The organism is Mycobacterium sp., assembly GCF_035314905.1.
Taxonomy (GTDB): domain Bacteria; phylum Actinomycetota; class Actinomycetes; order Mycobacteriales; family Mycobacteriaceae; genus Mycobacterium.
In genome coordinates, this window is sequence record NZ_DATFYW010000108.1 from 21321 (window position 1) to 33963 (window position 12643).

The 12643-nt window shown below is 67.0% G+C and carries 12 protein-coding genes and 1 pseudogene; 5 read left to right on the forward strand and 8 right to left on the reverse strand.

The genetic code is table 11. The features are described from left to right. Positions 1–189 precede the first annotated feature (189 nt). On the reverse strand, positions 190–663 hold the full coding sequence (locus tag VKG81_RS09070; protein ID WP_324395589.1) for an SRPBCC family protein: 474 nt from the start codon (positions 661–663) through the stop codon (positions 190–192). A 69-nt stretch (positions 664–732) separates the two neighbouring features. Here VKG81_RS09070 and VKG81_RS09075 point away from each other — a divergent pair, with 69 nt between their 5' ends. From VKG81_RS09075 to VKG81_RS09090, 4 genes are all read left to right on the forward strand, one after another. Continuing rightward, on the forward strand, positions 733–1776 hold the full coding sequence (locus VKG81_RS09075) for a zinc-binding dehydrogenase (protein WP_324395590.1): 1044 nt from the start codon (positions 733–735) through the stop codon (positions 1774–1776). 77 nt (positions 1777–1853) lie between these two features. Next, the gene (locus VKG81_RS09080) at positions 1854–2261 is read left to right on the forward strand and encodes a TIGR03668 family PPOX class F420-dependent oxidoreductase (RefSeq protein WP_324395591.1); all 408 of its coding nucleotides are present in this window, start codon (positions 1854–1856) and stop codon (positions 2259–2261) included. Positions 2262–2323: 62 nt separating this feature from the next. After that, entirely contained in the window at positions 2324–2635 is a 312-nt protein-coding gene (locus tag VKG81_RS09085) for a hypothetical protein (protein WP_324395592.1), read from the forward strand. 12 nt (positions 2636–2647) lie between these two features. Next, on the forward strand, positions 2648–3715 hold the full coding sequence (locus VKG81_RS09090; RefSeq protein WP_324395593.1) for a hypothetical protein: 1068 nt from the start codon (positions 2648–2650) through the stop codon (positions 3713–3715). A gap of 115 nt (positions 3716–3830) precedes the next feature. Here VKG81_RS09090 and VKG81_RS09095 read toward each other — a convergent pair whose 3' ends face one another. From VKG81_RS09095 to VKG81_RS09125, 7 genes and pseudogenes are all read right to left on the reverse strand, one after another. Next, positions 3831–4862, reverse strand: coding sequence for a phosphatase PAP2 family protein (locus tag VKG81_RS09095; RefSeq protein ID WP_324395603.1), 1032 nt, complete (start codon positions 4860–4862; stop codon positions 3831–3833). Positions 4863–5235: 373 nt separating this feature from the next. Further along, entirely contained in the window at positions 5236–5388 is a 153-nt protein-coding gene (locus VKG81_RS09100; protein WP_324395594.1) for a DUF6893 family small protein, read from the reverse strand. Positions 5389–5565: 177 nt separating this feature from the next. Beyond that, positions 5566–5700 (reverse strand): annotated as a pseudogene (locus VKG81_RS09105) (nitroreductase family deazaflavin-dependent oxidoreductase); the annotation flags it as partial. Positions 5701–5705: 5 nt separating this feature from the next. Continuing rightward, positions 5706–5897, reverse strand: a complete 192-nt coding sequence (locus tag VKG81_RS09110; RefSeq protein ID WP_324395595.1) for a YbdD/YjiX family protein — start codon at positions 5895–5897, stop codon at positions 5706–5708. Further along, positions 5843–8071 carry a carbon starvation CstA family protein gene (locus VKG81_RS09115; RefSeq protein WP_324395604.1) on the reverse strand — a complete coding sequence of 743 codons (2229 nt, stop codon included), beginning with the start codon at positions 8069–8071 and terminating at the stop codon, positions 5843–5845. The genes VKG81_RS09110 and VKG81_RS09115 overlap by 55 nt, the downstream gene beginning before the upstream one ends. Before the next feature lie 151 nt (positions 8072–8222). After that, positions 8223–9761: an ATP-dependent DNA ligase gene (locus tag VKG81_RS09120; protein WP_324395596.1), complete on the reverse strand. Its 1539-nt coding sequence runs from the start codon at positions 9759–9761 to the stop codon at positions 8223–8225. 35 nt (positions 9762–9796) lie between these two features. Next, positions 9797–11332, reverse strand: a complete 1536-nt coding sequence (locus VKG81_RS09125) for a molybdopterin-dependent oxidoreductase (RefSeq protein WP_324395597.1) — start codon at positions 11330–11332, stop codon at positions 9797–9799. Between the two features lie 73 nt (positions 11333–11405). Between VKG81_RS09125 and VKG81_RS09130 the strand changes: the two genes are divergently transcribed. After that, the coding region (locus VKG81_RS09130; protein ID WP_324395598.1) for a thiamine pyrophosphate-binding protein at positions 11406–12643 on the forward strand (1238 nt) is incomplete at its 3' end.

Genomic DNA, 12643 nt, shown 5'->3' on the forward strand with positions numbered 1-12643 from the left:
GCAGAGGGCTCGGGCCCTCGTTCCGGGTGAAATCGGACAACAACGTAAGTTTGACCGCGGTGATCTGGCAACGGTCGCGGTGAGCCGTTCAACCAGCTTTCTGCGAGTACCCGCTGCTTGCGGCAAATGTGGCGCGATATGCGAAGACGGGTACTCGCCGGCGCCGGCGCCGAAAAGCAGACCCAATGGTCAGGAGACCAGTTCGCCGGACAAGTCTTGCAGCGCCCGGCGGGCATAGCCGCGCCACAACCGGCCGAATACGGGAAGGGCCGGCGCGGCAAGCGGGGATCGCGGATGGATGGCCCACCGCCAGGTGACCGTGGTACCGGTGCCGGCCGGGGAGAACAGCCATTCCCCGTCGACGCGGCTGAGAAGCGGTGACATCGGACCGGTGAGGTCCGACAGGACGTAACCGAACGAATGCGGGGCATCCACGCGGGTGAGTTCTTCGCGCATGCTTCCCCCACCGGTCAGCACCACAGTGCGGGTCTGCCCGACGGTGCCCCACTCGCCGGTCTGATTCTGGACGGTCTTGATCGGTGGGATCGGGCCGTACCACCGTCGGAAGAGTGCCGGAAGGGGCATCGGCAAGGTGCCGCGGAAGGCGTTCTCGACGCTGACGGGTATCGCACGTGACTGTTCGACGACGAGCGGATGGGCCATGAGCCAGATGCTAGGCCCGAAATCCGGCGCGGGCGTACGTTGGAGCGAAGCCGTGAAGAAGGGAGCGACATGGCACCGACCATGCGGGCCGAGCGATTCTATGCCGATACCAAAGCGGTTGTGGTGGAAGATGTTCCGATTCCTGAGCCAGGCCCCGGGGAGGTTTTGGTGCGGGTGGCCTACTGCGGCATATGTCACTCGGACCTGAGTCTGATCAATGGGACCTTCCCGGCCCAGGCGCCGGTCGTCACTCAGGGCCATGAAGCATCGGGAACGATCGCCGAGCTGGGGCCCGGCGTCACCGGCTGGGCCGAGGGCGACCGGGTGGTGGTCGCCGCGGGCAGGCCGTGTCTGCAGTGCCCGAACTGCCGGCGGGAAGACTTGGCGAACTGCCTGCAGGTGCGGCTGATGGCGTTCGCCTACGACGGCGCGTGGGCGGAATACACCGTCGCGCGGGCGGCCGGCTTGACACGCGTCCCCGACAACGTGGCCATGGAGCAGGCCGCCATCCTGGCCGACGCGGTGTCGACGCCGTTCGGCGCGGTGGCACGCACCGGCAAAGTGATCGTGGGCGAATCGGTCGGCGTATGGGGCGTCGGCGGGGTCGGCACGCACATCGTCCAGCTCGCGCGGCTGGTGGGTGCGGTTCCGATCATCGCCGTCGACATCAACCCGGCGGTCCTGGACCGCTCTCTCGAGCTCGGCGCGGACTACGCGTTCGACTCCCGCGACGAGGGATTGAAGGACAGGATCGCCGAGATCACCGGCGGCCGCAGGCTCGACGTCGCGTTCGACGCCGCGGGGCTGCGGGTGACGTTCGAGCAGGCGCTCGACTGCCTGACCGTGGGCGGTCGGCTCGTGGCCGTCGGCATGAGCGCCGAGTCGCCGACGGTCGGGCCGACCTCGATGTTCGGACTGACCCAGAAGCAGGTGCTTGGACACCTGGGCTATAAGAACGTCGACATCGAGACCCTGGCCACGTTGGTGTCGCGCGGCCGGCTGGACCTGTCACGGTCGATCACCGAGATCGTTCCGCTTGACGACATCGCGGCGGGCATCGAGAAGCTGGAGAAGCAGGACGGCAACCCGATCCGGATTCTGGTCAAGCCGTGACCGGCTCCCGTCGCCTGACCGACAAGGTCGTCACCCTCGACGGCGGCCTGCTCCCGCGCCAGGTGTGAGGTGTGACGATGGCCGACTTCGAGCCCAGAGCCAGATTCGAGCAGGCGCCGGTGGCCCAACTAGCCACCGTCTCGCCCGGCGGCGCACCGCACCTGGTGCCGGTTGTCTTCGCGTTGCTCGACGACACCGTGTACACGGCCGTGGACGCCAAGAGGAAGACGACCAAGCGCCTGCGACGCCTCGCCAACATCGAAGCCAACCCGCGCGTGTGCTTGCTCGTCGACCATTACGACGATGATTGGACGCAGCTGTGGTGGGTGCGCGTGGACGGGGTAGCCGCTGTGCACTACGGCGGCGAGGAAATGGGCACCGGATATTACCTGCTGCGCCGTAAATACCCTCAGTACCAACGGATTGCGTTGGACGGACCGGTGATCACCGTCGAAGCACGTCGATGGTCGGCCTGGTCTGCGTGATGGGGCGCTGAACCCCAAGCCGCAACGCGCGCCAAGGGTATTGTGGAGCGCCGAGACGTGACATGAATCGTGAAGAGCTTTTCGCCTCGATCGCGGCGACACGCCCCGGTCGCGATGACCTCGTGTGTTTGGAGCGTCGCGGCGATGCCTACTATTGGCGAATACTGCCCGTCGACGGCGAACGGGCCGCTTTTTCCTTCGCCGGCGCGGCCGACCCGGACGTCTGGATGTCGTTCTCGGCTACCTGGCCCAACGACGATCCGGCGCGGCTGCGGGCTTTCTTCGACGACCTGCTCGCGGAGCTGGAGTCGATGGCCGACCCCGCAGATCGATGTCGTTGGCCACTGGACGAACCCTGGCCACACTTCCACTGATCGGCACCCATCGTGGATTACCGGATCACTGCCGACGACCGCGCGAGATTCAAGCGCTGCCGCCGACAGTGGGACTTCGCATCGCCGAACCGCCGCGATCTGGAACCGGTCGGTCTCGCCGATCCCGCTCTGCCTGCCGCGGTGATGGATGCGCTGGCGGTCTACTACTACCCGGGCACCTGGGACTGGCCCCACGAACTGACGTACTCACTCGTGCAAAAGGCTCTCGCCCGCTCGCTGGGGGAAGCGGAGGCGATGGACCAGCTCGAATCGGGCGTGGCGCTGCTTCACTGCTATGACGCGTGGGCGCAGGCCGTCGACGACTTCGCGCCGATGCGGATCGGGCATGACCTCAATGTGCTGGTGCCCGACCCTCGCGAACCCGGCCGGGGCCTGTCGACGTCTGACGGGTCCGCTGTGATCTACACCTGCCGCGTCGATCTGCTTGCCGTGGACGCCGCCGACGAGTACTGGGTGGTGCGTCACCAGATCGTCGCCGACTGGCAGGACACCGATGCGCTGGTACGCGACGAGCAAGCCATCGCCGCCTGCTGGGCCTGGGAGCAGGACTACATCGGCATGGAGATTGCGGGCACCATCCACAACGAGGTGCGGGTCGGGGGCCCGCTGGACCCTCAGCCGGCTCAGCAGACCGACGGCACTCCGAAAGTCGTCGCGCAACACGAGCCCAGCGGCGGCGGCCGGTCCATCCCGCAGCACGTCCGAGCCTCGGCCCAGGCGTCACGGCCCGACAGCGACGACCGGACGGAGCAACGGACGGCCGGCGTCCTGCGGCGCACCCGGATCCGGCGGACCCGCAACGAAATCGGCGCCGTGGGCCCGATGATCGGCGCCGAGGTCGTCGACATGATCGAGGATCCGGCGATCTCCCCGACATTCGCCGCGCACTGCGACGTGTGCGAATTCCGCGGGCCATGTCTTGCCATGACCGGGGGCAGCGACCCGGAGCCGTTGCTGGCCAGTGACTTTCGTCGACGTCCGGTGGTCAATCGCCCGAAGCCGAGGTTGGGTCAAGCGACATGGGGGTTCGGCAGGGGAGCGGCGCCGCCGCAGTGGTGACTCATCTCGGGCGGCACGCCCTTACCGGAGAAGAAAGTCCGGGCGGCGCGCAATTGACCCTACCTCTGGGGGATGCCGGTATCGCTTCGCGCAGAGCTGAGGTGCGGCCGAACCACTACAGGCGTTCCAATTCGACTGGTCGGGAGTCCGCCAGCGCTGCGGCGTGCTCGGCCGGCCCTCGCGATCTGCGCGTCTCCAGATGATTCATGCCCGCGTGCACGATCACCGCCAGCGCCCAGCCAACCAGGATGTCGAAGACGTAGTGCTCGGCGGAGTAGACCAGTGTTAAGGCCATGACGACGACATACGCCGCGAGCAGCGGGCGCCACCGTGACTGGATCCGCCGCCAGAGGAACGCCGCGACCATCGCGGTCAGTGCCGCGTGCAGGGACGGAATCGCCGCCACGAGATTCACGCTGGCCTGACCTTCGTCCACCAGGGCACGTGCGGCGCCGAGGTGAAGCTTTCCCCACCCACGCGTGGAGATCCGCTCCACGAAATCGCCGGCGCCGGGTTGGCTCGTGTGCATCGTGCCGAGAAGCCCGCCACCGGGCACCCCCGCCGGCGATCGAAACATGCACGCCGGTTCGGACGGACCGCCGGCGACCTCCGCCGCGGTGCAGCGGGCAGCAGCCCACGGCGGCGCAGCCGGGACGATCGCGTAGCACACCAGCGCGATGAACGACAGAGCCAAGAATCGGCGGGCGAACGCCTTCCAATCGTCGCGGTTGCGCAGCCACAGCAAACCGGCCACCATATAGGGCAGGATGAAAAAAGACATGTAGATGGTGCTGATGACCACTTCCCACCATGGTGGGTCGGGCAGCTTGAGGTGTTCTTGTAGCCAGACGGTCGGTTCGGTGTCGACGAACAGCGATCGGTCGATTTTCGGTTGAATCTGCCAGAGCGTCGGCGTGCCGATGAGCGTGGCTGCGCCCCGGCTCAGGTCGTAGACCACGAGAATCAGCGCGAACGGCAGCCAGTCGCGGATGACCTGCAACGTGCGGCGGCGGCCGATGCTCGCCGCGATCAAGCCGGTGCAGATGTAGACCAGCAACAACTCGCGGTTGAACGCAAATCCCGTTGTCCACGTCCGGAAGACAACGACCGCCGCCCATGTGGCGATCGCGGCGCGACGCACGATCATGAGCCTGCGTTCGCGAAGCGCATCCCGACCAGCGGTGTCAGCCGGGGAATCGTGGATGTCGATCGGTGGTTCGAGAGCGGGCTGGGCGTCGGGTGGCAGCGGGCGCGGCAGCAGTCGGCTGTCGGCCGTCAATGCGAAGGCCATCAGTTGCAGCGATCGTGCACCCAGCAACGTTTCCCCTCATCCCCGGCCTCGAGCGTAACAACTCAGCATTTGCGCGCTACGAATCTTGGATTACGCAGCGGGTTTGTCGTTGCTCTCAGGTTGGTATCACCACGGTGTCAGGTAGACGGAGGAAACGATGGCGGGTGAATTCGACCTCCTGGTCGTGGGTTCGTTGCTGCTCGGCACCCGACCTGAGGACGCCGTGGCGTCACGGACGCAACGCAGCTGGGCAGCTGCGGTATCGATCGCTCGGCGCCGACATCCGGGAGATCTTGAGGTAGCGGACGAGGTCGGGGTAGTTCTGCCATAACACGGCGGCCGCAGCCGCCACGAGGGCGAGGAGTACAACCTTGCGTTTCACGGGGTGTGTCCTTCCTCGAGAGTCAGTGCGGAAGGGGGCCGGGCCGTTACCAGACAGCCGTAGCAACGGTACCCGAACCGGTGACGGTCAAACTGGCCGGCCGCGCTTTCGGGGGACATTTTCGAGGAGCCGGTGTGTGATTCCGGCGGCGTCGGCGATTCGAGCGGCTGGGTGGTCGTCCAGGTCGATCCGCACGGTGAGTAGGTTCGTGCCGAAGCTGCGGACTCCGAAGCTGTTCATCTGCGGCAACTCTCGCAGCCGCGCTTTCGCGTCGGCGTTCGGCAACAGTTGAGCGGTGCCGGAGCGCCTCGTCACCCCTAGCAGCACCGCATGCCTGGATTGGAGTCCGTGGCTGCGTGGCGCATCTTCCAGTATTCGCGCTCGCTGAGCACCGGTTCCCCGGGGTGCGCCCGGCGCCGATGCTCGAGATATCGCTGGTAATGCGCATCGCCCATCAATGCGCCACAGTACCAACGGATTTGGCGTGCGATTCGGGCAGCGCTTCCCATTGCCGTTGCACCTCCCGTTCCGCTCGCGTGGGTACCAGGCCCGATGGCGCGAACAGCCGCGAAGGCACCGCGGCGTCCTCGCTCAGCGGGGGGCCGCCACCGCGGATCACTCCGAGCGCCACGATGAGTCCGGTCAGGAACACAATCAGGACCAGGGAGGCGAACACGATGGAAAGTGTTCCCTGGATGAACGTATTGCGGATCACCGCGTCGAGCTGGTGCGCGTTCTTCGCCGCGCCGAACACCGTCTTACCGGCTTCCTTGGCTTGCTGGTACTGATGGTGCTGCGTCCAATACCCGACTTTGGGGTCTCCCGAGAAGATCTTCTGCCAGGAAGCAGTCAGTGTGACCGTGAGATCCCACAACAGCGGAATGCCCGGTATCCAAACCCATTTCAGATAGCCCTTCTTGATCATGACGACCGACACGAGGGTCAGGGCGATCGCCGCCAGCAGCTGGTTGGCGATGCCAAACAGCGGGAACAGTGTGTTGATGCCGCCCAGCGGATCGTTCACGCCCATGAGCAGCACGCTGCCCCAGGCGGCGACCACGATCAGGCTGCAGACCCACGCACCGATGCGCCAGCTCGGGTCGCGAAGCTTGCGCAAGGGACCGCCGAGGTTGCTCAACCCGTCGGAGAGCATGAACCGCGCGACACGGGTGCCGGCGTCGACCGTGGTCAGGATGAACACCGCCTCGAACATGATCGCGAAGTGATACCAGAACGGCTTGAGCTTGCTGCCGCCAAAGAACTCCAGCACGTCGGACATGCCGATCGCCAGCGTTGGCGCCCCGCCGGTGCGGGAGATGATGGTCTTCTCTCCGACGTCGTGCGCGGTTTGCGTGATCTGGGCGGCCGTGGCGGGCGGCCCCGACAGCCCCAGCGTGTTGACGTACTGCGCCGCAGACGCTGCGCTACCCCCGGTCTGTGCGGCGGGCGCGTTGATCACGACGTAAAGATGCGGGTCGAGGATCGCGGCGGTGGTCAGCGCCATCATCGCCACGAACGACTCGGTGAGCATCCCGCCGTAGCCGATCAACCGCATCTGGCTTTGCTTCGTCAGCAATTTGGGGGTCGTCCCCGACGAGATCAGCGAATGGAAACCGGAGAGCGCGCCGCACGCGATCGTGATGAACAGAAACGGGAACAGCGAACCGGCGAACACGGGTCCGGTGCCGCTTATCGCGAAATGCGAGAGGGCCGGTGCCGCAACAAGCGGCCGCGCCAGCAGGATCCCGATCGCCAGCAATCCGATCGTGCCGACCTTCATGAACGTCGACAGATAGTCACGCGGTGCGAGCAGCAGCCACACCGGCAGCACCGAAGCCGCGAATCCGTAGATGACGATGCACCACGACAACGTCACCGGCGATAGGCCGAACCACCGTTCGCCCCAGGCAGTGTCGGCAACCCAGTCGCCGGAGACCACCGCCAGCAGGAGCAGGGCGACGCCGATGACCGTCACCTCCGTGACCCGGCCCGGCCGCAGGAATCGAAGATAGATGCCCATGAACAGCGCGATCGGTATCGTCATCGCGATCGAGAACACGCCCCACACGCTTTGCGCGAGGGCCTGGACCACGACGAGCGCCAGTACCGCGAGGATAATGATCATGATCACGAACACCGCCACGATCGCGGACGCGCCGCCGAACGTGCCCAACTCATCGCGCACCATTTGGCCCAGTGACCGACCACGGCGCCGTGTGGCGATCCACAGCACCAGGTAGTCCTGAACGCCACCGGCGAACACCGCACCGACGAGGATCCAGATCGCGCCGGGCAGATAACCCATTTGGACCGCCAACACCGGACCCACGAGCGGGCCGGCGCCGGCGATCGCCGCAAAATGGTGACCGAACAGTACGCGCCGATCGGTCGGCATGTAATCCGTGGCGTTGTCATAGACTTCGGCGGGCGCGGCCTCGTCGTCGCGCGGCTGCACGATCTTCATCTCGATGAGCCGGGCATAGAACCGGTGCGCGATCACATACGTGCAAATCGCGGCGAGCACGAACCACACCGCGTTGACGGTCTCGCCGCGGACGAACGCGATGACCGCCCATGCCACCGCGCCGAGCAGCGCAATGATTCCGAAGATGACCTTGTGGCGTGTGGTGATCGGGGATCGGTCGATGATCGCGACCGGCGGTAGGTCTTTGTCGGTCCGGATTTACGTGATGTTGCCGTTTTGCTCTTCCATGGGAGCCGACGGTGCCGCGGTGGGTGTTGCCACGTGATCCTCCCTCGATGACGGTGCCGTGCCGCGTCTCAGGCGATCCTTGCACCGGTCGTCAACCGCCCGTGCGAAAACGGCGGTCTGTTCATTCCCGCTCGTACAGCCGGCGCACCGTGTCGATCGTGTCGGCCTCGGCGGGTCCTTTGTCGTTGCGGTAGCGCACTACCCGGGCGAACCGCAACGCCACACCGCCCGGGTACCGGGTGGATCCCTGCACACCGTCGAACGCGATCTCGACCACCTGATCGGGCCGCAGCTTCACCGCATATCCGTCGGTCGGACCGTCGGCCAGCTCCAGGAACCGTTCGGTCTGCCAGTTCAGCATCGCGTCGGTCATGCCTTTGAACGTCTTGCCGAGCATCACGAAGCCGCCGGTACCCGGATCGCGGGCCCCGAGGTGGATGTTGGACAACTTCCCGGTGCGCCTGCCCGATCCCCATTCGACGGCAAGGACCACCAGGTCGAGGGTGTGCACCGGCTTGACCTTCAACCAGCCCGCTCCGCGCCTGCCGGCTTCATAAGGCACGGTCAGCGACTTGGCCATCACTCCTTCGTGTCCGGCGGCCAGGGTTACCTCGAGGAAGCGCCGGGCCTCGTTGACGTCCGAAGTGACCAGCCGGTCGACTCGGTACCCGGCCGGAACGACCGCGTCGAGCACCGCGGCGCGCGCGGCCGCGGGCAGGTCGACGAGGTCGACGCCGTCGCGATGCAGCACGTCGAAGAAGAACACCGACAACTGCTGTGCGGCACGCGCCGCGGGCACGTCGGTTGTCCGTCCGAACCGCGACGCCGTCACCTGAAAGCGGTGTGGCCGCCCGTCGGGGCGCAACGCGATCGCCTCGCCGTCGGCGATCAGAGAGCTGACGGGCAGGGCCAGCGTTGCCTCGACGACCTCGGGCAGCCGCGCGGTGACGTCGTCGAGGCTGCGCGTGTACAGCGACACCTGGTCGCCGTCGCGGTGGATCTGCAGCCGGGCGCCGTCGAGCTTGGCCTCGAAAACCGCTGTGCCGCCGAGACGTTGAAGCGCATCGGCGATGTCGGTGGCAGTCTGGGCCAGCATCGGGCCGACCGGCCTTCCGACCTCGAGCGTAAACCGGCTGAGCGCACCATGGCCGCCTGTGAGTGCGGCTGCGGCGACGGCGGGCAGGTCGCCGCCGAGCATCGCGGCGCGGCGGACGTCGGGTGCCGGGAGACCGGCGGCCCTGGCGACGGCGTCGGCCATCACACCAGCCAGCGCGCCCTGGCGCAGCTCGCCGCCGAGCAGGCGCCGCAGAAAGGTCTGTTCGGTGGGTGTGGCCGCGGCGAAGAGATCCGACAGGAGCGCGGTCCGCTTCTTCTGTGACCCCTGGCCGCCGACCGCGCCGATCCCGGAGAACGCCGCGTCCACGCCCGCAACGGTGAGCACCGGCCGTCCGGCGGGCGGTGGCAGCGAGCGTAGCGAGGCCCAGCCGACGCCGATCTGTCGCTGCGGCAGGTCACCGGACAGCCACGAGACAACAACCGCGACCTCGTGCCCGTCTCCCTTGGCGGCGGCGAGAAGGTCGGCGATGCGACGGATCTTCGCCAACCGCGACGGTTCGGCGCCCACATCCGCCGACGCCGCGGCCACATCGATGAGCAGCACGACCACAGCTTGTCACGGGGGTCCGACGCACGCGGTCAAGCAGCGGTGAACGCGACGGTGTGCCACCCCGTCGCGCCGTCGGGCATCACGCCGACCTCGTCAGCGGTCTGCACGGCGCCGGTGTTGTCGGTGGCGCGGACGGCGATCGAATGCGATCCGGGGGTTGCGACCCATCGGTAGCTCCACAGCCGCCACGTGTCGTTGGAGTAGTCCGCCCCCAGGTCGGCGGGTTGCCAGGGCCCGTCGTCGACGCGGACCTCGACCGCGCGGACGCCGCGGTTCTGGGCCCACGCGACACCGCCGAACATCACCGGGCCGGCGGGGACCTGTTGGCCGCTGCGCGGCACGTCGATGCGCGACTCGGTTTTGATCGGGCCGCGAGCCGACCAGCCGAGCCTGGTCCAGTAGGCCTGCGCGCGGTCGAAGCGGGTGAGTTCGAGGTCGGTGACCCACTTCGTCGCCGACACGTAGCCGTACAGCCCGGGCACCACAAGCCGCGCCGGATAGCCGTGATTGACGGGCAGCGGCTCCCCGTTCATCGTGATGGCCAACAGCGCGTCGCGGCCATCGGTCAACGCCCCGACCGGCGTGCCGGCCGTGAAGCCGTCGACGGAGGTGGATAGCACCATGTCAGCGTCGGGATGAACACCCGTGCGGGCCAACAGGTCTCGCACCCGGTATCCCGTCCAGGTGGCGTTGGAAATGAGGTCGCCGCCGACCGGATTCGACACACACGTGAGCGTGACCACCTTCTCGATCACCTCGAACGACCGCAGATCGTCGAAGTTGAAGGTCACCTCGCGGTCCACCATGCCGTGGACCCTCAGCCGCCAGTCGTTGCGGCTGACCTGGGGGACGAGCAGCGCGGTGTCGATTCGGTAGAACTTGTCGTTATCGGTGATGAAGCTCGCCAGTGCAACGCCTTTGGGTTGGACATCCGGCGGCACCGGCGGTGCCGGGCGGTTCACCGGCGGCATGGCGAATGTCCGCCGCTCGCCGGACACCGAGTGCAGCCGCCGGTTGAGCACCGCGCCGGCCACCCCGGCCAGCAGCCCGGCGCCCAGAAGGCCGAACGCCATCAGCCAATGCCTGCGGCCCGTGTCCGGCGCCCGCCGTGCCGTATCTGTATCCGCCTGAGCGGCGGAAACCCTTGTGGTGAGCAGACGCAGCACCACCACCCCGCACAGCGCGCCGACGACAGTCGGGATGACGTCGAGGGGTCGCGCCCCCGGACGGGACAATATCGCCACGCATCCGCCTATTCCCGCCGCGACCAACAAGGCGCTGCCGATGGGAGAGTTGCGCGATTCCCACCGGCCGGCCGCCGCGGCGACGATCACGATGACGGCCAGGACCGCCACCGACAAGAACAGCTTGTCTGCGGTGCCGAAGGTCTGGATCGCCCACTCTTTCACCGGGCCAGGCGTCAAGTCGACAACCGCCGAGCCCACCGCGTTGAGCGCGTCCGCGCCCCGACCGAACGGCGCTGCCAATAGTTCAGTGAGGCCGACGGCAACGGCCGCGGCTGCCACACCACTCAAACTCCGCATCCCGACGGCGGGCTCGGCCATGTCGCCAACGTACCGCCGCGGGTCGCTGAAAGAACTTACGAAGCGGTGACACCCGCACCGTAGAGTTCTGGGTATGGCCAATGTCGCGCAACACATCGTGTCGGCACTGAAGATCAGCGGCGTGACACGGGTTTACGGGCTGCCGGGGGACAGCCTCAACGGCTTCACCGATGCAATCCGCAGGTCCGAATCGATCACCTGGGAGCACGTGCGCCATGAGGAGACCGCGGCGTTCGCGGCAACGGCCGACGCCGCACTGACGGCCCGGCTTGCGGTGTGCGCCGGCAGTTGCGGGCCCGGCAACCTGCACCTGATCAACGGGCTGTACGACGCGCAGCGCACGCGCGTTCCAGTGCTGGCGATCGCGGCGCACATCCCGATGGCCGAGATCGGCTCAGGCTACTTTCAGGAGACCCATCCGCAGGAGTTGTTCCGCGAGTGCAGTGTCTACTGCGAACTGGTGAGCAACCCAGCGATGGCGCCGCGGATCGTGGAGATGGCGATGCGGGCGGCGGTCGAGGAGAGCGGTGTCGCGGTGGTGGTGATACCCGGCGAGGTCTTCTTTGGCCGCCTCGGCGACGACCCGTGGACCTCGCGGCCCGTTCTCGCGAGCCGGTCGGTCGTGCGCCCAGACGACGACTCGCTGCGGCGGGCGGCCGACATCCTCAACGCGGCAAGGCGCGTCACGATCCTCGGTGGCGCCGGTGCAGTAGGGGCGCACGACGAGTTGATCCGGCTGGCCGGCACACTGCAGTCGCCGATCGTACACGCCTTCCGGGGCAAGGAGCACATCGAATACGACAACCGCTACGACGTCGGAATGACGGGTCTGCTGGGTTATGCCTCCGGGTACAAGGCGATCAAGGAAGCCGACGTGTTGCTCATGCTCGGGACCGACTTCCCCTATACGCAGTTCTATCCAGACGAGGCGGAAGTGATTCAGGTCGACATCCGCGGCAGCCACCTCGGGCGGCGTGCGCCGATCAACCTTGGCCTTGTCGGCACGGTAAAAGACACGATCGACGCGCTCCTGCCGCTGCTGGCCGCCAAGGACGATCGCGACCACCTCGACCGGTCGCTCAACCACTACCTGCGAACCCGCAAATCTCTGGACTCGCTGGCGGTCAATGACCGCGACCGCATGCCTATCCGCCCGGAATACGTTGCAGGACTGGTAGATCGGCTCGCCAGCGACGATGCCGTTTTCACGTTCGATGTCGGAGCCCCGACGATCTGGGCGGCGCGCTACCTGACGATGAACGGCCGCCGCAGGCTGAGCGGATCCTTCACGCACGGCTCGATGGCCTGTGC